Below are 21,384 nucleotides of genomic sequence, written 5' to 3'. Positions count from 1 at the left end.
GTCGTCGCGCCTCCTCGCGTACGAATTGTCCTGTCGTCTGCGGTCTTTGTCCAATTTTTCATGTGGCTCCGTCGATAGACTGGCTTCACATCAAAGGGACGTTGCAACTGCGTTGCATGGGAATAGAGCAAGCGCTAAAGCGCTAACTCTGGATCGACAAAGGAGACGACATATGACTAAAGACAACACTCATTGGCTCAGCCTCGATTCGCGCGTTTGCGTGGTGACGGGCGCGGCGGGCGGTATCGGCCGGGCGATCGGCGAGACGTTTGCGGCAGCCGGTGCGCGGCTCGCGCTGCTCGATCGCGATGAAGCCGGCTGCCACGACGCCGCTCAAGCGCTGCGTATATGCGGCATTGAAGCGATCGCCATCGTCTGCGACATCAGCGATCCATCGAGCGTCAACCAAGCGGCCGCGCAAGTGGAACGCAAGTTCGGCCCCGCCGACGTGCTCGTCAACAACGCGGGCCTCCTGCGCGCGGGCGGCATCGAAGACATCGGACTCGATGCCTGGAACGCGATGCTCGCCGTCAATCTCACCGGCTACATGCTCTGCTCGCAGGCGTTCGCGCGCGGCATGCTCGCGCGCGGCTCGGGCAGCATCGTGCACGTGGCATCGGTGGCCGCGCACCATCCGCAAACCTATAGCGGCGCGTACAGCCCGAGCAAGGCCGCCATCGCGATGCTCTCGCGCCAGATCGCCGCCGAATGGGGCCCGCGCGGCGTGCGCAGCAACACGGTGTGCCCCGGCATGATCCGCACGCCGCTCTCGCAGGCGTTCTACGCGCAAGGCGATGTCGAAGCGCGCCGCAGCGCGATGACGGCGAGCCGCCGCATCGGACGCCCGGACGATATCGCAAACGTCGCCGCGTTCCTCGCAAGCGAGCGTGCCGCGTATGTGAACGGCGCTGAAATCGTGGTCGATGGCGGGCTCGAAAGCATGCTGATGGACCTCGTGCCGCGACCCGGTTTCGAAGCGCCCGCCAAGGCCGCCTGAGGCCATTTTCGGCCCTTTCAAAGCTCAAAGGAGTTTCACCATGACTAGCGTAACGCGGTCGTCCGATGTCGCTTGCGATCTGCTCGTGATCGGCTCGGGGGCAGGCGGTTTATCGACTGCCATCACAGCGAAGACACAGGGGCTCGACGTGATCGTCGTCGAGAAGGAAGCGTTTTTTGGCGGCACGACCGCGTTTTCGGGCGGCGTGCTGTGGATTCCGGGCAACCGGCATGCGAAGGACGCGGGCATCGCCGACGACCTCGAAGCCGCGCGCACCTACATGCGCCACGAGACCGGCGCGCAATACGACGCGAACGCGGTCGAAGCGTTCCTCGATGCGGGCCCGCGCATGGTCGATTTCTTCGAGCGCGAGACCGACGTCAAATTCCTGCCTACGCTCTATCCCGACTATCACCCGGATGCGCCGGGCGGCGTCGATGTGGGCCGCTCGATCGTCGCGGCGCCGTTCGATGCGACCGCGCTCGGCGCCGATCTCGCGCGATTGCGTCCGCCGCTCAAGACGATCACGTTCATCGGCATGATGTTCAACTCGTCGAGCGCGGATCTCAAGCACTTCTTCAACGCGACGAAGTCGGTCGCTTCCGCGTGGTACGTCGCCAAGCGCCTCGCGAGCCATCTCAAGGAACTCGCGCTTTATCGTCGCGGCGTGCAGGTGACGAGCGGAAACGCACTCGCCGCGCGCCTCGCGAAATCGGCGCTCGATCTCGGCATCCCGATCCACACGAACACGGGCGCGAAGGAACTGATCGTCGAGAAAGGGCGCGTATGCGGTGCAATCGTAAGCGGCGCGCAAGGCGAGATGCGCATTACGGCGCGCCGTGCGGTGGTGCTCGCATGCGGTGGCTTCTCGCACGATATTGCGCGCATTGCGGCGGCGTATCCGCATCTGCAACGGGGCGGCGAGCACGTTTCGCCCGTGCCGCCCGGCAACACCGGCGACGGCGCGAAGATGGCCGAGGGCGTCGGCGGCCGCGTGCCGATCCGCTATCCGCAGCCTGCCGCGTGGATGCCGGTATCGCGCGTGCCACTCAAGGACGGCAGGTTCGGCGTGTTCCCGCATCTGCTCGACCGCTACAAGCCGGGCATCATCGGCGTAACGCGCAACGGCCGCCGCTTCACCAACGAAGCGAACTCGTATCACGACGTGGGCGCCGCGATGATCGACGCGTGCAAGAACGAACGCGAGACGGCGATGTGGCTAGTCTGCGATCACGCGACGATCCGCAAGTACGGCCTCGGCTTCGCGAAGCCCGCTCCGTTGCCGCTTGGCGCACATCTGCGCAGCGGGTATCTCGTGAAGGGCCGCACGCTCGCGGAACTCGCGCGCCACGCAGGTATCGATGACGCCGCGCTCGAAGCCACCGTGCGCGAGTACAACGCCGGAGCGCAACGCAACGAGGACGCGCAGTTCGGACGCGGCACGACATCGTTCAACCGCTATCTCGGCGATGCGTCGCACACACCCAATCCGTGCGTCGCGCCGATCGGCAATGGCCCGTACTACGCGCTGAAAGTGGTGATGGGCGATCTCGGCACTTTCGACGGCATCGCGACCAACACCGCCGGTCAAGTGCTCAAGGGCGACGATCCGGTGCCCGGCCTCTACGCCGTCGGCAACGACCGCGCCAGCATCATGGGCGGCAACTATCCGGGCGCGGGCATCACGCTCGGGCCGATCATGACCTTCGGTTATCTCACCGCGCTGCATATCGCCGGGAAAGCGCAAACGCAGCAGCAAGACGAATTGAGGAGCGCAGCATGAGCACGAAACCCTTCGTCGATCACCGCATCTACACGATCCGTCCGCGCGGCATGGCCGAGTTCATCGACGTGTTCGATCGCCTCGCGATGCCGATTCAGTTGAAGTATCTCGGTGCGCCGGTCGGCTTCTACATGAGCGATATCGGCGCGCTCAATCAGGTGGTGCATCTGTGGGGCTACGAGAGCATCGCCGATTACGACGAGCGCCGCACCGCCCGCGATGCCGATCCCGAATGGCCCGCTTATTTGCAGGCATCGGCGCATCTGATTACCGCGCAGGAGAGCCGGATCATCCGGCGCGTGACGTTCAAGAGCCTTTCGGCTGCCGTGCGATAGACGCAGAAGCTATCGCACGCATACATCAAACACACGGAGACAACCGACATGAACCCGCTTGCCCCCACGCTCGACGTGCAGACTTTCATCGACGAACAGCGTTTCTCGCCGTATCAATGGACGATTTTGGTGCTGTGCTTTCTGGTCGTCGCGGCCGATGGCTTCGATACCGCCGCCGTCGGTTTCATCGCGCCGTCGCTGATCGGCGACTGGGGCGTGAGCCGCGCGGCGCTCGGGCCGGTGATGAGCGCCGCGCTCGTCGGGCTCGGCATCGGCGCGCTTGCGGCGGGTCCTGTCGCGGACCGGCTCGGGCGCAAGACGGTGCTCGTGCTTTCAGTGTTTTTCTTCGGCGCGTGGAGCCTCGCGTCGGCGTATGCGGGATCGATCGAATCGCTGACCGCGCTGCGCTTTCTCACCGGACTCGGTCTCGGCGCCGCGATGCCCAACGCCGTCACGCTGATGTCGGAATATGCGCCGTCGCGCATCCGCTCGGTCGTGGTGAACACGATGTTTTGCGGGTTCTCCGTCGGCCTCTCGATCGGCGGATTGTGCGCGGCGTGGATGATCCCGCACTTCGGCTGGCCGAGCGTGCTGGTCGCGGGCGGCGTCGGGCCGCTCGTCTTGAGCGTGCTGCTCGTCTTGCTGCTGCCGGAATCGGCGCAATTCATGGTGGTGCGAAAGCGCGCCGGGGATCGCATCGCGCGGGTTCTGCGCCGCATCGCCGCCGATCCGCGTCTTGCGAACTGCGCATTCACCGCAGCCGATCCGCGCGACAGCGTCGCCGATAAATCCGCGCTGTCGCTCGTTGTGTCGCGGCCTTACCGGTTCGGCACGGCGATGCTGTGGCTCGCGTATTTCATGGGCCTGATGATCTTCTACCTGCTGACGAACTGGCTGCCGACGCTCTTCAAGGACGCCGGCTTCAGCGCCGAACGCGCGGCGCTCACGACGTCGCTCTTTCCGCTCGGCGGCATTCTCGGCAACCTGTGTCTGGGCTGGATCATGGACCGATTCAACGCGCGGCGCGTCAATGCGTGCGCTTTCGTGCTCGCAGCGGCACTCGTGCTGACGATCGGACGCGGCATCGGCGATCAGGTGTGGCTCAGCGTCCTGATCTTCCTCACGGGGACGGCGGTCACGAGCGCGGTGACGTCGATGTCCGCGCTCGCCGCAGCGTTCTATCCGACGCGCAGCCGTGCGACCGGCGTCGCGTGGATGCTCGGCATCGGACGGATGGGCGCGGTGGCCGGTGCGATGACGGGCGGTTTGATGATGAGCATGGGCTTGCAGTTCAGCGCGGTGTTCACGTTTCTTGCGGTGCCCGCGTTGGTTGCTGCATTCGCTTTAGGAGCTTTGAGCCGGCATGGCGCGCTCGCGCAGTCTGCGACGACTGTGACCGCTGCTGAGTAAAAGAAGAAGCCGGTCGCGAGACCGGCTTCGTCAGGTTTAGCTATTGTCGAGCGGCTTGCGCGCCGTCTCCCGGCTAGCGAGCATCGCCACCAGCGCAACCGCCGATGCCCCGACGAGATACCATGCCGGCGCCAGCTTGTTGCCGGTCGCCCCGATCAGCCACGTCGCGATGAACGGCGCCGTGCCGCCGAAGATCGCGTTCGCCGCGTTGAAGCAGAACGCGAAGCCGCTGTAGCGAACGCGCGTCGGAAAGATCTCCGAGAGAAAGCACGGCAGCGTGCCGTCGTTCATCGTGAGAAGCGCGCCGAACGCGATCTGGATCAGCACGATCGTCATGAAGCTCGCGCCCACCAGCCCCTTGAAGAGCGGCACCGTCAGCGCGGCGAAGAGGATCGAGGCGCCGATCAGCATCGTCTTGCGCCCGACGCGGTCCGACAGCGCGCCCATGATGAACACGAAGCCGATGTACGCGGTGAGCGAGATAGTCGCCGCAATGAACGACATCGTTTCGCTCACGCCCATTTCGGTCGACAGATACGTCGGCATGTAGCTCAGGACGAGATAGAACGCGACGGCGTTGAGACACGTCACGCCGAACGCGATCAGCATCTTGCCGCGATGCATCGAGAGCAGTTCACGGACCGGCGCGCGTGCCACCTGATGCGACGATTCGAGCGCCTTGAAGGTCGGCGACTCTTCGAGACGCACGCGGATATAGCGGCCGATCAAACCGAACGGCGCGGCGAGCAAAAAGGGCAGACGCCAGCCGAACGAGTGCAACTGGTCGGACGTGAGCACCGCGTGCATCACGGCGACGAAGATCGAGCCGAACAGCAGGCCCGCTGCCGTGCTCGCCGGCACGATGCTCGTATAGATGCCGCGCTTGCCCTCCGGCGCGTACTCCGCGAGGAAGGCCGAGGCGCCCGCATATTCGCCCGAGGCCGAGAAGCCCTGCACGAGCCGCACGACGAGCAGCAGGATCGGCGCGACGATGCCGACTTGCGCGTAGGTCGGCAGGAACGCGATGAGGAACGTCGAGCACGACATGATCAAAATCGACAGCGAGAGCGCGGTGCGCCGTCCGATCTTGTCGCCGAAATGTCCCCAGACAATGCCGCCGAGGGGCCGCACGATGAACGAGATCGCGAACACGGCGTAAGCGGCGAGGAGGCCGGTGGCGGCATCGGACTGGGGAAAGAAGACGACGGCGATGATCGTCGCGAGATAGCCGTACGACGCGTAGTCGAACCACTCGACGAAGTTGCCGATGAAACTCGCCATCGCGGCGCGCTTCAAGATGCGCGGGTCGGTGGCGGACTGGGCTGCATGATGCGGCGGCGCGATGCCGCCCGCCTGAATGCCAGCGCCCGAGGCGTGGCCGGAAACCGCTTTCGTTGAACTCATTCGTGCTCTCCAAACATGAATCGTGCGATTGCTGTAGGTGCGCGGCGGCTCTCGGGCCACTTCGTCGGCCTGGCTGGGTGACTTGCGGGTCGTTCGGGGTCTAGGGTGCGTCGTTACGGCTCATTTCATCTGGCTCCTGGTCGATTGGCGGATTCGATGGAGCAAATGGTAGAAGCTCGCAGGATCGGAAAATTTCCGGATTCGACGTGCGGCTTAATGAATTCGTCGCGGAGGGTTTACCACGGGGATTTGCTGCGGGGCGATGTTGTGGCCCTTCGCCTGCTCGGCCGAAGGGCTCGAAATGATGCGTGAAGCGTCAAACGATATACGGCCCGTTGATCCGGCCTTCGAAAATGGCGATGTTCATCTGCCAGTCGTCGACGGTGCCGGGGCGCTGCCCATCGACCGTCACTTGCACGGCGCGGCCGCCTCGCAGCAGTTTCATCTTCTCGGGTGCGAGCGTGGCTTCTTCGGCGGTGACGGGGAGGTCCTTGATGATGAGGGCGCGTTCCATGACGATTCTCCTGAGATCGGTTGCGAGCACCACGTGTGCTCACCGAGGTTTCTGCAAGCCTTGTGCCAATCGTGTGATTTGACCAGAGGTCCGTGCGACAAGGCTCGGCGCCACGCGCGCGTGCGCGGTTTCGCTCCGGTGTTGGATTCGATCGAACAGGCCGCGCGATTGAGTTGGCCCCGAGACGACGCAATAGCGTTGTGCTCCGCGCGGCGTTGGTCTAACGTCGATCTCTCTACGAGGAGCGATTCATGAACCGGCAGAACGTCGTTGGTGCGATAGCGGTTTGTGCGTGCCTGGTCGCATCGCACGTACAGGCGGCGGAGAAGTCGATTGCGGTCGTGAACTGCGCGCTGATCGACGATAACGCCGCCTACAACGACGCCGATGTCACGCGCATCCAGAACGCGCGTCTCGGCATGATCAGCGACGAATTGCGCGATCAGTTGAGTGCGCGCGACCTCTTTCGCGTCGCCGACAATGCGCCCGCGGGCGACCTGATCGCGGGGCTGCAGGCGTCGCAGGACATGAACGCGTGCAACGGCTGCGAGCTTCAGGTGGGACGCAAGCTCGGCGTCGAGCGCGTCGCGGTGTGCTGGGTGCAGAAGATCAGCAACCTGATTCTCAACATCAACCTGCGCGTCGAGGATGTCGCGACCGGCAAGCCAGTGTTTCAGCGCTCCGTCGATATTCGCGGCAACACGGATCTCTCGTGGCAGCGCGGCGTGAAATCGCTCGTCGATCTGCTCGCCGCCGATGCCGACGCCACGCGCTGATCAGACCGAATTCGGGAGAATCTCCCGCCGTGCGCCATTGTCAAGCGAACGCCCGATGGGCTAACTTGGCTGTCGGGGCGCGCATCGCGGGACACGGCGCGTGCGTCGCCAGAAAAACGGTAAAAACAATACGCGGGAGACGAACATGCGTTTCAGATACAAGGCGGCCTGCGTCGCTTCGATGACGGTCATTGCAAGCCTCACGCAGGCGGCGACGCCGACGGCTTACGTGACGAGCGAAACGGCGGGTGTCGGCGTGATCGACCTCGACCAGATGACGCTCAAGCAGACCATTTCGCTCGGCAAGGACGGCCCGCGCGGGCTGAGCCTGAACGCCGACGGCACGAAGCTCTATGTGGCGAACAAGGCGACGGGCGACCTCTCGGAGATCGATACATCGACGGGGAAGATCGTGCGCCGCGCGAAGATCGGGCAGAACCCCGAGTTCGTCCGCGTGTTCAAGGGCTACGCGTACGTGACGTACGAACCGGGTGAAAGCGGCGGGCCTCCGGGCGCGCCGGGCGAGCCGCCGAAGGAGGAGCACGAGGACGAGAATTCGCCGCCGGCGGAAATCGCTATCGTCGATTTGAAGAGCCTGAAGGTCGTGCATTCGGTGAAGAGCGGGCATGAAACCGAGGGCGTCGAGTTTTCTCCGGATGGCAAGGAACTGCTCGTGACCAATGAAGGCGACGACACGGTGTCGGTGTATCGCGTGGGGACCGGCAAGCCGTTGCGCACGGTGAAGCTCGCGAAGGGTTCGCGGCCGCGCGGGATTAAGGCATCGCCCGATGGCAAGCAGTATGTGGTGACGCTCGAGAACGCGAACAAGTTCGTCGTGTTGAACGGGCGCGATTTGAAGACCGTCAAGACAGTGGATACGAAGACGGGGCCGTATGGCGTCGCGTTCGATCCGCAGGGCAAGCGGCTCTTCGTTGCGGCGTCGCGAGACAAGACGCTGCAGGTGTTCGATGCCAAGACTTACGAGCATGTGAGCGACGTGCCCGTTGGGCAGCGGTGCTGGCATTTCAGCTTCACGCCCGATGGGGCGAAGTTGCTGCTCGCCTGCGGGCGGTCGAATGCGGTCTATGTGCTCGATGCCGCGAATTATCAAACGATCAAGCAGATCGGGGATTTGCCGCTGGCATGGGGGATCGTGACTTATCCGGCTAGTGCGGGGTCGATTGGGAGTAAGTGATCGGTGGCGCCAGGGCTTCGCTGAAACCTGAAGCCTTGGCGCATCAAACTCACAGCCATGAATACCTCATCCCCACCCAAACCCCTCTGGGCGCGCCCAAGCCCAAAAACTGCTCATTCGTAGTAGCCCCGCTATCGAACGTGTGATTCGGCCCGTTGAAGAAATTCTCCCCAAGAATGCCGAAAGTCGAATACTTCTTGTTGAGCAGATTCTTCACAGTCCCGAACACCTGCAACTGCTTGGTCACGTTATAAGTCGTATCGAGATCGATCAGGAAATACCCCGCGATCTTGCCGTTCGAATCCTGATTGTCCTCATCACCGCGAGCGAAGATACTGTTCCGATAGGTCAGATTCGTACCGACATTCCACTTGGGCGTAGCAGCATAATCCAGCCGCAATTTGATCGTGTTCGACGGAATGCCAGGAATTCGATCGCCCGAGTGCACGGTGATATTGCCGTCCGCATCGGCGCTCGAATTGCTTGCGCTGCTTTCCGTCCACGTCGATCGATACGTCGCGTTCACGTAGCTATAGCTCGCCGCGATCCCCAGCGGCCCATACTGCGTGCGCCCTGCGAGTTCGAGCCCTTGCCGCCGCGTCTTCCCGACGTTCTGAAAATACCCCAGCGTGCTGGCCGCGCCCTGGCTGCTGACGAACTGAATGTCGTTACTCAGATTCGTGCTGTAGACCGCCGCGCTCCACGTCGTCGCGTTGCCGATACGTCCGCGCGCGCCCACTTCGAACGTCTTCGAGATCACGGGCTGGAGATCCGGGTCCGCGATAAAGTCGTTCGGCAGCGAACACGGCGCGGCCGGATCGGCGCACGCGAGTTCGATCGCCGTCGGCGAGCGCATGCCTTCGTTATAAGTTGCGTAGGCGGTGAAGGCGGGCGTCGGATTCCAGTTGAAGCCGATCGCCGGATTGAAACGCGAGAACGTATGGTTGCCGTCGAGCAGCGGTTGCACGCCGCTCTCGTCGCCGATCGCGGCCTTCGACCAGTTGTAGCGCCCCGCGAGCGTCATCGACCATTGTTCGTTGAACGAGAACGTGTTCTCGAAGTAGATGCCCCAGTTCTCGTTGCGCGTCTTCGCATCGGTCTGCGGCTCGAAGCCGCCGATGCCGACCGTCGCGCGCGTATCGGTAAAGGCCGCTTCCTGCGCGGCCTGCGTGTAGTGCGAGTTCGCGAAGTCGCCGGCCGCGCCGATCACAAGCTGGTTGTCGTGCCCGAGGAGCTTGTTGAGCAGCGTGAGTTGCAGGCTGCCGCCGTAGCTGTCGGTCACGATCACCGACTGATCGTTGAACGCCTGGATGTCGTCAATGACGCCATCGTCCCCGACTTCGCCGAAGTCGTCGTTGACGTTGCTGCTCGTGTTCTTGTTGCGATAGTGACGGTAGTACAGGTTGCCGCTCAGTTGCACGTTCGGCGAGAAGTAGTGGTCGCCGGAAAGCGTCAGGTAGCCGACCTGGTTCTCGTTCGTATCGGGGAACGTGTACGCCTGATGGCGGTTGTCGAGGAACGATCGCGGGATCGTCTGCGAGCCGTCGAGCGTGTTGTCGGCGGCGCCCATCGACAGGGAAATCGTGGTGTCGGCGTCGGTGTAGCGCAGCTTGCCGAACGCCTGGCGCAACTTGCTCGCGTTGTGGTCGGCCCAGCCGTTGTCGTTCGAGACGTTGGCAGTGAAGTAGTAGTCGAGGTTGCTACCGATCACGCCGCCCTGTTCGATCTGCGCCGTCTTGCGCCCGAACGAGCCGAAGCTCACTTCGGCATTGCCGCCCGGATTGCTGCGGCCGTTCTTCGTCGATACGACAACCGCGCCGCCTAGCGTATTCAGGCCGAACGTCGGATTCGAGCCGGGGATTAGCTGGATCGTATTGATCGCGGCCTGCGGGATCAGGTCCCAGTTCACGACGTCGCCGAACGGCTCGTTGACGCGCACGCCGTCGAGAAACACCGACAGCCCCTGCGGGGTGCCGAGCAACGGCGACGCTGTGAAGCCGCGATAGTTGATGTCGGTCTGCGAGGAATTGCCCTGCGCGTCGTTGGTCGTGACGCTGACCGTGTTGTTCGACAGGAAGTCGCTGATCGTGGGGGAATGCTGTTGCTCGATGTCGCGTCCGCGGATCGTCTGCACGTTCGCGGGCACTTTTTCGAGCGGCGTGCCGACGCCCAGCAGCGGCGTCGTACCGACGACGATGATCGATGGCAGTTCCTTCGTGACCACCGCTTCGGATGCGGGCTCCGCCTGCGCCCACGCGCTCGCCGTCAGGCCCGCGAGGGCGCTGCCGAAGCAAAGCCGCAACGCCGATCGGGGTTTGAACGGATGCGCGGACCGCGTTTTGCGCGTCATGCTCTTCATCGTCGTCTCCTGTCGATGAGAGTTAGCGCTTTAGCGCTTACTCTCGTTCTTTTATGGCCTTGGGCCTTTGCTGTAAGCGTCGCACAAGCAAACGCCCCGCGCCCCGGGAAGTTCTCCCGATCGCGCGGGGAAGCCTTCCCAAATGCGGTTCGATGAGCCCTACGCACACGAGGCACCTGCGTAAAATGCATTCCGTGATGCCACCCGACTCCCTCCCATTGCGCGCGAAGCACCCAACGCGGCACGCCACCGTGCGGCGCGATCTGCTGTGCGTGCTCGCGATCACCGCGCTTGCGGGCGTGCTATTCGCGCGCTTCGACTTCAGCGAGTTCGCGTATCACTGGACGCGCAGCGCCGAGCGCTTCCAGCTCGACGAATTGCCCGGCACGCTCTTCGTGCTCGCGACCGGTTTCGCGTGGTTCGCGTGGCGGCGCTATCGCGAGTCGCAGCAGGAACTCGCGCGGCGGCGCACGCTGGAAGAGGAAGCCGAGCGGCTGCTCGCCGACAACCGGCGTCTCGCGATGCAGGCTCTCGACGCACAGGAGGCAGAGCGTCGCCACCTTGCGCGCGAGTTGCACGATGAACTTGGCCAGTACCTGAACGCGATCTCGCTCGATGCGGGGCGTATTCGCGATCTGTCCGCGCAACGCGAACCCGAGGTGCATCGGCTCGCGCTCGCGCTGATGCAAAGCGCGAATCACGTGTATCGCGAGATCGGCGGGATGATTCGGCGCCTCCGGCCGATCGGGCTCGATGAGTTTGGCTTGCCGACCGCGCTCGAACATTGCGTCGAAAGCTGGCGCGAGCGCTTGCCTCAGGCGAGCTTCACGCTGACCGTCGACGGCGATTTCTCCGAACTGACCGATGCGCTGAACATCACGCTCTATCGGCTGGTGCAGGAGGGCTTGACCAACGTATCGAAGTTCGCGCGCGCTTCACGCGTGGAGATTTATCTGGTGCGCGCGCCGGAAGAAGGGAATCGCGCGGGCGAGATTGTCGTGACGATGGCCGACGATGGTCCCGGCATGGACCTCGCGAAACCGCGTCGAGGCCTGGGATTGATCGGCATGCGCGAACGCGTCGAGGCGCTCGGCGGTGAGTTTCACATCGCGAGCACGCCGGGCAATGGCTTTCTCTTCTGCGCGCGCGTGCCCGCTCAGGCCGGCGATCCCGAACCGAGCGAGCCGGCGAAGTCGGAGAACTGAAGGCCGAGGCGGGTTGCCATCTGAGCGAGCTGAACGCCGTTATCGGCGCCGAATTTCTGCCGGATCACTGACTGGTGGTTCGCCACCGTCTTCTGGCTCAAGCCCAGCCTCTCCGCGATGCTCGGGAGCGTGTAGCCCTGCACGAGCAGACGCAGCACTTCGAACTCACGCGCGGAAAGTTGTCGTCCGGGCGGGCCTTCCTGGAACGTCGCGCGCAATGCGAGCGCCTGCGAGATGTCGGCGCTGAGATAGCACACGCGCCGCGCGACTGAGCGCACCGCTTCGACGAGCACGTCGGGCGCGCTCGCCTTCGTCACATAGCCGCGCGCGCCGGCATCGAGTGCGCGGCGCACGAAGATCGCTTCCTCGTGAACGCTGAAGATCAGCACGTGCGCATCGGATTCGCGCGCGAGCATGCGCCGCATCGCTTCGATGCCGCTCGCGCCCGGCAACGCGAGATCCATCACGACGACGTCTGGCTGCAGCGCGCAGAAGCGCTGATACGCCTCGCCGGCGTTCGCGGCTTCGCCCGCGACGCGCACATCGGGGCTCAATTCGAGCAGCCGCCGATAGCCCTCGCGCACGACGGCGTGATCGTCGACCAGCAGGACGGAGATATCGGCGGTCGTCATGTCGGGGCTCCTTGCGTGGGAGGATCATCGTCGCCCGATGCCGCGAGGCGCCGCGAATTGGCATCGTTGCGAAAGAGGACGGGGTGCTCGTCGGGCGCGCGCGCGGCCGCTGCGCGCACGACCTTGATGACGCTCTCGTGATGCGGTGACTTGTCGCAAACCGGATCGGCGTTCGCGGGGTCTTGCGTGAGCAGATACGCCTGGCAGCGGCAGCCGCCGAGGTCGATCGTCTTCTCGTCGCAACTGCGGCACGGCTCCTTCATCCAGTCGAAGCCGCGAAAGCGGTTGAACGCATCGCTCTCGTACCAGATGTCCTTGAGCGGCGTATCGGTGACGTTCGGGAACGTGAGGCCCGGCAGCGAGCGCGCCGTGTGGCACGGCAATGCGGCGCCATCGGGCGCGATGCCGAGGAACACCGAACCCCAGCCGTTCATGCAGCGCTTCGGACGCCGCTCGAAATAATCGGGCACGACGAAGAAGATCTTGCACTTGTCGCCGATTTCGCGCCGATAGCGCTCGACCACCGCTTCCGCTTCCTGCAGCTGCTCGGCGGTCGGCATCAACTGCGCGCGATTCGTATGCGCCCAGCCGTAGTACTGCGTGTTCGCAAGCTCGAGATATTCGGCGCCCATCGCGAGCGCCATGTCGATGATCCGGTCCACATGTGGCAGGTTATAGCGATGCAGCACGCAGTTGAGCACCATCGGAAAGCCGTGCGCCTTGATCGCCTGTGCGACGCGGTTCTTCAGTTCGAACGTGCGCGTGCTGCTCAGAAAATCGTTGAGCTCCTGCGTCGAGTCCTGAAACGATAGCTGGATGTGATCGAGGCCGGCATCCTTCAGCGCATCGAGCCGCTTGTCGGTCAGTCCGACGCCCGACGTGATGAGGTTCGTATAGAACCCGAGCTTGCGCGCCTCACCGACGAGTTCTTCCAGATCGTCGCGCAACAGCGGTTCGCCGCCCGAGAAGCCGAGTTGCGCGGCGCCGAGCGCGCGCGCTTGCCGCAACACATCCACCCATTGCGCGGTGCTGAGCTCGCTCTTGTGATCCGTGTAGTTCACCGGGTTGTAGCAGAACACGCAGTGCAGCGGACAGCGGTACGTCAGTTCCGCGAGCAGCCACAACGGCGGCGCGATGGCAGCAGGCTTCGCTTGGGCCAGCGGTTGCGATAAGTCGGTCATGCTCTCACTCCAGCCAGCCGCGCGATTGCGCGCCGGCGATGAACGCGCGCACGTCGGCATCGAGGCCGCTCGTGTTGAACGCCTGTTCGAGATCGGCGACGAGCGCGGGCACGTCACGCGTGCCGTCGCAGCGCAGGAGAATCTGCGCGGCGCTCTGGTTCAGCTTCACCATGCCTTCGGGATACAGCAGGACGTGCGCGTCCTGCACCGGTTCCCACTGCAAGCGGAAAAGGCTTTTTAACTTCGGGCGAAGCGCGTTGTCGTCGGTCATTCCGGGAACGCCTTTTCGATGGAGTCGAGCATGGTCCAGAGGATATCGAGCTTGAATTGCAGGATTTCCAGCGCGCGCTCCTGCTGCTCGCGTCGCTTGAAATGATCGAGCGTCACTTCGAGGCCGTGTTCGACGTCGCGTTGCGCAAGCGTGATGCGCGAGCGGAAATACGCGAGACCGACCGGTTCGATCCACGGATAGTGCTCGGGCCACGTCGATAGCCGGTCCTTGTGGATTTGCGGCGCGAACATTTCGGTCAGCGACGAGCACACCGCTTCCTGCCACGGCGCGCGGCGCGCGAAGTTCACGTACGCATCGACGGCGAAGCGCACGCCCGGCGCGACGTGCTTCAAGGACCACAGTTCATCGCGCGTGAGACCGACTGCATCGCCGAGTCTCGCCCATGCTTCGATGCCGCCCTCCTGGTCGCCGTAGCCGTCGTGATCGAGGATGCGCAGCACCCAGCGGCGGCGTGTCTCGCGATCGGGACAGTTCGAGATGACCGCGCCGTCCTTTAGCGGAATGTTGATCTGATAGTAGAAGCGGTTCGCGACCCAGCCGCGGATCTGTTCGCGCGAGCAACCGCCGCTATTCATCTTCACGTTGAACGGATGATGAATGTGGTACGCGGTGCCCTTCGCGCGCAGTTGCGCCTCGAATTCTTCGCGGGTCCAGGCGGGTTTCGCATCTTCCTTCATCGATGAATCTCCGTGCATGCTCATAGTTCGAACGCCATGCCGTCGCTGGCGACCTCGATGCCGTGCCCGGCCAGCAAGCGCCGCTCGGGGCCATCCTCGACGAGGATCGGGTTCGTGTTGTTGATGTGGATCAAGACCTTGCGAGCGCCGGGCCGGTCGATCGAATCGAGCACTTCGATCATGCCGCCCGCGCCCGATTGCGCGAGGTGTCCCATGTCGGCGCCAGTCTTCTTCGAGAGGCCGAGGCGGATCATTTCATCGTCGGTCCAGAGGGTGCCGTCGACGAGGATCAGGTCGGCGTTTGCCATCGCTTCGTACACGTGCGGTTCCATTGCGCCTAAACCAGGCGCGTAGAAGACGCGCTTGTTCGTCGCCGTATCGGTGAAGACGAGGCCGATGTTGTCGCCGCGCTCTGGGGCCTCGCGATGCGGTGAATACGGTGGCGCCTTGCTCGTGAGCGGCAGCGCTTCGATGCGCGTCTTTTGCAACGCGGGGATCGCGAGCGGTCCGTCGTCCAGTGCGATGCGGTGGCGCTCTACTTTGCAATAGTGCGCGAGGATCGACGTGATGGGAAAACCTGTCGAGAGGTCCTGCCAAACCGGATCGGTGACGTAGAGCGGCAAGGGCGTGTCGCGCTCGCGCAGCATCAGGAGACCGGTGACGTGGTCGATCTGCGCGTCGATCGTGAGCACGGCGGCGATGCCTGAATCGCGCGGGCGGCGAGCGGGCTGGAGTTCGCGGTTCGCGGCGATCTGCGTGAGGATATCGGGGGAGGCGTTCACCAAAAGCCAATCCGTGCCGTTATCGCTGACAGCAATCGACGATTGCGTGCGCGGCGTCGCCTTCAGCGTGCCTTTGCGCACGCCGTCGCAATTGCGGCAGTTGCAGTTCCACTGCGGGAAACCGCCGCCGGCTGAAGATCCCAGGACTTTGATTTTCATGTGTTGGATGTGTCCCGGTTGTCGTGCTCGAGCGAAACGTTCATGGCAGCATCCTTCGCAAAAGCCCATCGCGATCGATGAACTGATGCTTCATCGCGCCAGCGAAATGCAACGCGATCAGCACGATCATCGTCCAGGCGATCACCTCGTGCGCGGTAAAGAACAGGTGCCGCAACTGTGCATCTTCCCAGCCCCATTTAGGCAAATCGATTCCCCAAAAGCGCGTCCCGTACTTGTTGAATGACGATCCGAGATACCCGGTCAACGGCATACCGACCATACACACATATAAAAGAGCCTGCGTAGTGCTCGCGGCGGCGCGTTGCCACGTTTGCATCGGCGGCAGAGGCGGTCCACCGTAAGCCATGCGTACCATGATGCGGATCAGCACCAGCAGGAAAACCGTCAGTCCCAGCGACTTGTGGAAGTTGATTACCGTCGCCTTGAAGGGCAGTCCCTTCGGCAGCCCGACCATGTACAAGCCGATGCCGAGCATGGCGATGATGCAAAGCGCGATCAGCCAGTGCAGCACGATCAGCGGCAGCGCGAAGCGCGTTCCCGGCGCGGGGCGTTCCCGCGCATTGCGGATCGCGTCGGGCGACTGCGCAGCATTCATGTCAGGCTCCTTTGAAGGGGGTCCTTAAATCTGACGCCTGTTCCATTCTTCTCCCGCCGCTAGCTTTGCGCGATCAGCAATTCCCCTCGTCCGTCCACCGCCAGATCGCCCGCGTGGCGGCGAGGGAGCGCGTGAGTGTCGAGCGTCGAGAAGGGTGCGATTTCGCGTGCAAGCGAGCGAACCAGCAGCGACCAGAAGACCTGAAAGCCGTGGCCGCCTGCTACGAACGTCGGCGGCAAGTGGTCTGGTTCGCGCGCGAGCAGCAGCGTGCCGCGCCGCATCCCGTACGCATAGTGTGCGCCGACGCACCCCGCCACGCAGACCGTCCCCGCGACGATCCGCGATGCCGCGAAATCGCCCGCATCGCCGCCCACGATTACGAGGCCCCGCCGCATTCTGTCCGCAAGACGCGCGCCAGCGTGGCCGTGGATCGTAAGCGTGCCGCCCGTCATGCCTTCCATGTCGCCGGGCAGGGCGCCGGCAGCGAAATCGCCCGAGTTGCCGGCGATGGTCAGCCGTCCGCCGCGCATTTCGCAGCCGGTGAAGCGTCCCGCGTCGCCATCGATGTGCAACTCGCCGCCCGACATGCCAAGGCCCGCGTAGTCGCCGCCCATGCCCTGCACGGTAAGCCGACCTTCGGCCATCTGCGCGCCGATGCGGTCGAGCCAGCGAGTTTCGCCTCCGATGATGAGCACCAGGGCATCGCCATCCGAGCGCGTGATGTCGAAGAGATCACCGGCTTCGCACGTTTCGTTGCCTGCGGAAAGACGCAGTCGCGCGATATCGTCAGTCGATAGCGCAGCAAGTGCCGCAGGCAGCAATTTCGACGCATCGACGCGAAAGCCGGGCGCATTTTTTACCCGCAGCGTGGTCGTGCTCATCCTCGTCCCCCGCTGACACCGGCCGCCAACTCGCGCAGATGAAAGTGATACGGCCCGAGCTTGCCGCCGTAGTTGCCTGCCGAAATGCGCAGCACGCCCGCCGCGCGCCCAAGTTCGCACGCGGCCGAGATGCCCGCTGTCATCGCGGCGCCGACGTCGGCGTCGGTGAGGCCGTCGATCACGATTTCCAGCACGCACGCGACGTCCGCCGTCAACTCACTCTTGCGCGACAAGCCGATGAGCGTCGGGCAGAACGCGTCGTTGGTCGAAGCCGTCGCGCCTTTGTACTTGGAGCCGATCTTCGACCCCGAGCGCACGACGCCGCCCGGAAACGGCGTGATCACGTTCGGCAGCGCGTGCATCGCGGTGACGGCGGCTTCGGCGGCGGCGAGCGCGGCGTCGATGCCTGTCGCGAGAAAGAGCAGGTTGCCGCCGCCGACCGCCTTCACCGTGACCGTGCTTTCCTCGCAGAGGAACTCGCCGTCCATCACCGGGACGCGCCAGTAGCGCGTGTCGCCGATCATCTTCGAGATCTGCCAGCCGTCGCCGAAGAAGCGCAGGCCGCCACCGAGCGGCGCGTTGTCGGAAAGTGGCGCGCGGCTCGTCGCCGGGTCGATGCCGCTGAAGACCGCCGTCGTCGGGCATGTGAGCACGCACTGGCCGACGCGCCGGATGACCTGCTTTGCCAATTCCTTCGACGATACCGCGAACATCAGAACCGCAATGCCGGGCCGTCCGTCGGGCGTTTCATCGGCGGAAAGATCGCGTTCGATGCCCGCCTCGCAGCCGCAATCGATCACGGAGGTCGCGAAGCCCGTCAGCGAGAGCGCCGCGTTGCGCGCCCACTTCGGCGTGTGCGCGGTGATGACGAGGCGCGTCGCCTTCATCGCAAAGGCTTCCGCGAAGGTGTCGTCGATGAGCGTGCCGTTGATCTGCATGGCGCTCATGTCGTCGTCAGGCATTCGACCGGCAGCAGACGGCCGCCCCGGCAGCACGCGCAGATTTCGTCGTCGCTGATTGCGGCGTGCGCGAAGTTGCCGGTGAGATTCGCGTCGCTGTAGGCGCGCAGCGTCTTCTCGATGCCGCGATCGAAGTCGGGCGATACGAAGTGGATGCCGCCTGTGGGCGTGGCGACGAGCGTCCCGTCGCGCGCGACGAGTTGCCCGTCCTTGAACACGTAAGCGGGCGATGTGAACATGCGCTCGCGATCCGGCTCGTCGCGATACACCGCGATATCTGCCGCCGCGCCCGCGCCCAACTGCCCGCGATCCTTGAGGCCGAGCAGGCGCGCGGGACCGGCGCGCGTGATGATCGCGATCTCGTAGAGTGACAGTTCGCGCTTCAATTCAGGCAGCGCGCTCGCGACCTTCGCCTCAGGATGCAGGCGGTCGAGCTGTTCGTCGCGAAACGTCTTGTCCATCAGCAGCCGAATCAGATGCGGATAACTCGTGAACGGGCCGCCGTTCGGATGATCGGTCGTCATCGAGACGCGCCACGGATCGTCGACGAGCAGGAAGATTTCGAGCCCGATGATCCATTGCAGCGCGTTCACGTAACTCTGCTCCCGATAGCGGAACGGCACGACGCCGCAGCCCGCATCGCATTCGATATCGCCGACGATCCACTTGCGCGGCGTGCCGAGCGGTGCGTTCTTGAACTGCATCATCGTGTCGCCGGACGCGGTCACGGTCTGCCCGAAGATGATCTGCCCGACATCGATCGAGACGTTCGGCCGCGCGTTCACCGCCTCGGCGATCGTGCGCGCGCCGGATGAAAACTTGCGCGGGCCTTCCACGCCGTAGCTGTGGAACTGGATATGCGTGAGGTGGATCGGCAGGCCGTCGGCGGCGTCCATCGTCGCGACCGTCGAGTCGATGTTGCCGGGCACGCCGAGGTTGCTCGCGTGAACGTGCAACGGATGCGGCACGCGCAACTCGGTCAGCGCACGCGACAACGTGCGCAGCACGTCACGCGGCGTGATGCCGTAGTGCACATGCGCTTCGTCCACGTCGAGCGAGCGCTGGTTGAACTTGAACGCCGAGATGCCGCCGGGGTTCACCACCTTCACGCCGAGCGCCTTGCTCGCGTTGATCGTCCAGCCGACGTAGTCGCGCAGCCGCTCGAAGCCGTCGCGCGCGGCGAGCATCTGCAGCAGCAGTTCGTCGTTGCCGAGCATGACGTACGCGCCGTGATCGATGATCGGCGTGTCGCCCATTTCGAGGTGCGTGTGGCGTGCGTTGGACGGCATCATCGCGGGCTCGAAGGCGGCCGTGTAGCCCATTTCGGCGTAGCGGTAGCCGGTGGCGAGCGTGCCCGGCGTGCAGACGCCGCACGACGGCAGCCGCAGATAGCTGCCTTCGGACTCGCGTTCGCGCGCGGGATCGTTGCGATGATCTTCAGGCAGTAGCAAGCGCGAGAGATTGGTCTTTCCGCCGCCGATGTGCGAATGCAGGTCGATGCCGCCCGCCATCACGATCATGCCGGTGGCGTCGTAATCGTCGTCGACGGGTGCGTTCTGCGCGTTGTCGACGATGCGGCCGTCGCGGAAATACACGTCGCGGCGCTCGCCGTTCACGCCGTTCGCGGGATCGTAGACGATGCCGCCCCTGAGCCGCGCAAGGCTCATCGCTGACTCCTTTTGCCGAGCGCTTCGGCTATCGATGCGACCGTCGGCAACGCAACGTTGCGCGCGGCGCGCAAGGGCGCGACCACCGTCGCGTCGATGCGAAACAGATGCCCGCCGCTGTCGATGCCGGGCGTCGCCACGGGGATGAACACGGTGGGCGCAGTGCGCTTGGCCATCGATTGGGCAAGCGCAGGATGGCCGAGCACGATCGCGGGCACGTCGTCGGGAAGCGACGAAGGCAGCGGCTCCGGTCCGAAGCTCGCGATCCATAGCAGCGCGTCGGCTTCGCCATCCGCGAGGAGCGTGGCCGTGCGATAGCGGTATGGATCGTGATCGAGCGGCGCCGTCATCGACACATGCGTCCGCAGCGGAAAGCCCGAGAGCCACGTTACCGCGTGGTTGACGGTAAGCGCGCCGTCGTCGCCGGTGAGCGCGAGACTGCCCGCGCGCGTCGTGCGGTTCACGGCCTTGACGATGCGGTTCAGCGCTTCGATCAACAAAGCGGCATGCGGCCCCGGCAGCGCCGAAGGTTCGTAGACGAACACCGTGTAGCGCGCGGCGGCCACGCGATCCGCAAGCGCCGCGAGCGCGTCGTTGCCGACGGCGCGTCCGTCCAAAAGCGCGGACCACTGACCGAGGAGATCGAACGGATCGGCGTCTTCGAGCACTGACGCGACACTCGCCGTTGGCAGCGAGCGCGCAGCCGGATCGACTTCGCACGCGAGAAAGCTCAGCGAAACGGAACGCTCGATCCCGCCGAGCGAGCGCTCATAAAAACGCGGATATTGCCGCGACGGCTCGCAGCCGAACACGACCAGCAGATCGGCGCGCGAGCGCACTTCGGAGAGCGTCGTGAAGAACGAGCCGCGATCCTGGAGCGCGAGCGTCGATGCCGCGAGCGCGTCGCCGTGCAGGTGATCGACAATCGCCCCGCAACGCGCGGCCAGCTCATACAGTGCGCGGGCGCCGGCTACGTCGGTCGCGAGGCCGCCGAACAAGGGCCGCCGCGCGCGCGACAGGATCTCCGCGGCACGCGCGAGCGCCGACTCTTGATCGGTGGTCGCGCCGTCGATCATCGGCGGGCAGGTTGCATCCCCGGCGCCGAAGCGCGCAATCGAGCGCGCGAGACGCGGGCAGTCGGTGCCCGGTGCGGCGAGGCTGTCGTCGTCGTGCAAGTCTATCGAGATGTCGTCGCATAGTAGCGGACAGAACGGGCAGGTCCAGTCTCCGGTGGTTGAACCGCGCGTCGAGGCGGATGAAACAGGCGACGCGGGCGCAACAGCGGCGCCCGAGTGGGCGACACTCGACGAGAGGGATGACGGATCATGCATGGCGCCCCTTCGAGCAAGGTCCGTGCCGATATGGAAAAGGCTGTCATTGCGCGACACGAACGACCATTCATACGAAAAGCCGCACAGGTTGTGCGTTGTTCTGGAACACAGTGTCACTCGACGGACACGCGCTGCAACACCGCCTTGCAGTCGCATGACAGCCATGACGCGCCGCACCACTTGGCACGGATATTGTGTGAGCCGCCAGTGACCGATAAACCTGCAGCAT

At 64.4% G+C, this 21,384-nt stretch carries 20 protein-coding genes; 7 read left to right on the top strand and 13 right to left on the bottom strand.

The features are described from left to right. Positions 1-172 precede the first annotated feature (172 nt). From AWB67_RS01690 to AWB67_RS01675, 4 genes are read left to right on the top strand one after another with little or no spacing between them, the layout of a single operon-like run. The gene (locus AWB67_RS01690) at positions 173-997 is read left to right on the top strand and encodes an SDR family NAD(P)-dependent oxidoreductase (RefSeq protein WP_087654482.1); all 825 of its coding nucleotides are present in this window, start codon (positions 173-175) and stop codon (positions 995-997) included. Positions 998-1,037: 40 nt separating this feature from the next. Next, positions 1,038-2,780 (top strand): FAD-dependent oxidoreductase, encoded by a 1,743-nt coding sequence (locus AWB67_RS01685; RefSeq protein ID WP_087654481.1) that lies wholly within the window; start codon positions 1,038-1,040, stop codon positions 2,778-2,780. Continuing rightward, positions 2,777-3,115 (top strand): NIPSNAP family protein, encoded by a 339-nt coding sequence (locus tag AWB67_RS01680; protein WP_087654480.1) that lies wholly within the window; start codon positions 2,777-2,779, stop codon positions 3,113-3,115. Before AWB67_RS01685 ends, AWB67_RS01680 begins: the two co-directional genes overlap by 4 nt. Before the next feature lie 48 nt (positions 3,116-3,163). Next, on the top strand, positions 3,164-4,525 hold the full coding sequence (locus AWB67_RS01675; protein WP_087654479.1) for an MFS transporter: 1,362 nt from the start codon (positions 3,164-3,166) through the stop codon (positions 4,523-4,525). A 36-nt stretch (positions 4,526-4,561) separates the two neighbouring features. Here AWB67_RS01675 and AWB67_RS01670 read toward each other — a convergent pair whose 3' ends face one another. Next, complete coding sequence (locus AWB67_RS01670) at positions 4,562-5,806, bottom strand: MFS transporter (RefSeq protein ID WP_235007502.1); 1,245 nt, start codon at positions 5,804-5,806, stop codon at positions 4,562-4,564. 439 nt (positions 5,807-6,245) lie between these two features. After that, entirely contained in the window at positions 6,246-6,443 is a 198-nt protein-coding gene (locus AWB67_RS01665; RefSeq protein WP_087654477.1) for a hypothetical protein, read from the bottom strand. Positions 6,444-6,694: 251 nt separating this feature from the next. On the opposite strand from AWB67_RS01665, the gene AWB67_RS01660 reads away from it, so the two are divergent. Together AWB67_RS01660 and AWB67_RS01655 are read left to right on the top strand one after the other, a co-directional pair. Then, entirely contained in the window at positions 6,695-7,219 is a 525-nt protein-coding gene (locus tag AWB67_RS01660; RefSeq protein ID WP_087654476.1) for a DUF3280 domain-containing protein, read from the top strand. 145 nt (positions 7,220-7,364) lie between these two features. Continuing rightward, positions 7,365-8,414 carry a beta-propeller fold lactonase family protein gene (locus tag AWB67_RS01655; protein ID WP_087654475.1) on the top strand — a complete coding sequence of 350 codons (1,050 nt, stop codon included), beginning with the start codon at positions 7,365-7,367 and terminating at the stop codon, positions 8,412-8,414. Positions 8,415-8,463: 49 nt separating this feature from the next. On the opposite strand, the gene AWB67_RS01650 is transcribed toward AWB67_RS01655, so the two are convergent. After that, complete coding sequence (locus AWB67_RS01650; protein WP_087654474.1) at positions 8,464-10,773, bottom strand: TonB-dependent receptor; 2,310 nt, start codon at positions 10,771-10,773, stop codon at positions 8,464-8,466. A gap of 197 nt (positions 10,774-10,970) precedes the next feature. Between AWB67_RS01650 and AWB67_RS01645 the strand changes: the two genes are divergently transcribed. After that, entirely contained in the window at positions 10,971-11,978 is a 1,008-nt protein-coding gene (locus AWB67_RS01645) for a histidine kinase (protein ID WP_087654539.1), read from the top strand. On the opposite strand, the gene AWB67_RS01640 is transcribed toward AWB67_RS01645, so the two are convergent. The 10 genes from AWB67_RS01640 to AWB67_RS01595 are packed head-to-tail and all read right to left on the bottom strand — an operon-like array spanning position 11,930 to position 21,155. Then, a complete protein-coding gene (locus AWB67_RS01640; protein ID WP_087654473.1) occupies positions 11,930-12,610 on the bottom strand; it encodes a response regulator in 681 nt (226 codons plus the stop codon). The two genes, AWB67_RS01645 and AWB67_RS01640, sit on opposite strands and share 49 nt — an antisense overlap. Beyond that, complete coding sequence (pqqE, locus tag AWB67_RS01635; protein WP_087654472.1) at positions 12,607-13,791, bottom strand: pyrroloquinoline quinone biosynthesis protein PqqE; 1,185 nt, start codon at positions 13,789-13,791, stop codon at positions 12,607-12,609. Before pqqE ends, AWB67_RS01640 begins: the two co-directional genes overlap by 4 nt. 4 nt (positions 13,792-13,795) lie before the next feature. Then, positions 13,796-14,062 (bottom strand): pyrroloquinoline quinone biosynthesis peptide chaperone PqqD, encoded by a 267-nt coding sequence (gene pqqD, locus AWB67_RS01630; protein ID WP_087654471.1) that lies wholly within the window; start codon positions 14,060-14,062, stop codon positions 13,796-13,798. Beyond that, on the bottom strand, positions 14,059-14,760 hold the full coding sequence (gene pqqC / locus AWB67_RS01625; RefSeq protein WP_125477529.1) for a pyrroloquinoline-quinone synthase PqqC: 702 nt from the start codon (positions 14,758-14,760) through the stop codon (positions 14,059-14,061). The genes pqqD and pqqC overlap by 4 nt, the downstream gene beginning before the upstream one ends. A gap of 20 nt (positions 14,761-14,780) precedes the next feature. Next, positions 14,781-15,701 (bottom strand): pyrroloquinoline quinone biosynthesis protein PqqB, encoded by a 921-nt coding sequence (gene pqqB / locus AWB67_RS01620; RefSeq protein WP_087654469.1) that lies wholly within the window; start codon positions 15,699-15,701, stop codon positions 14,781-14,783. A 40-nt stretch (positions 15,702-15,741) separates the two neighbouring features. Continuing rightward, entirely contained in the window at positions 15,742-16,317 is a 576-nt protein-coding gene (locus AWB67_RS01615; protein ID WP_087654468.1) for a cytochrome b, read from the bottom strand. A gap of 59 nt (positions 16,318-16,376) precedes the next feature. Continuing rightward, entirely contained in the window at positions 16,377-17,198 is an 822-nt protein-coding gene (locus tag AWB67_RS01610) for a formylmethanofuran dehydrogenase subunit C (protein WP_087654467.1), read from the bottom strand. Further along, a complete protein-coding gene (gene fhcD, locus AWB67_RS01605) occupies positions 17,195-18,136 on the bottom strand; it encodes a formylmethanofuran--tetrahydromethanopterin N-formyltransferase (protein ID WP_200822149.1) in 942 nt (313 codons plus the stop codon). Before fhcD ends, AWB67_RS01610 begins: the two co-directional genes overlap by 4 nt. Positions 18,137-18,141: 5 nt before the next feature. Continuing rightward, entirely contained in the window at positions 18,142-19,824 is a 1,683-nt protein-coding gene (locus tag AWB67_RS01600) for a formylmethanofuran dehydrogenase subunit A (RefSeq protein WP_087654465.1), read from the bottom strand. Next, positions 19,821-21,155 carry a molybdopterin-binding domain-containing protein gene (locus tag AWB67_RS01595; RefSeq protein ID WP_087654464.1) on the bottom strand — a complete coding sequence of 445 codons (1,335 nt, stop codon included), beginning with the start codon at positions 21,153-21,155 and terminating at the stop codon, positions 19,821-19,823. Before AWB67_RS01595 ends, AWB67_RS01600 begins: the two co-directional genes overlap by 4 nt. Positions 21,156-21,384: the final 229 nt, after the last annotated feature.

Source organism: Caballeronia terrestris (assembly GCF_001544515.1).
Taxonomy (GTDB): Bacteria; Pseudomonadota; Gammaproteobacteria; order Burkholderiales; family Burkholderiaceae; genus Caballeronia; species Caballeronia terrestris.
This window is presented reverse-complemented; position numbering and strand designations above follow the sequence as displayed.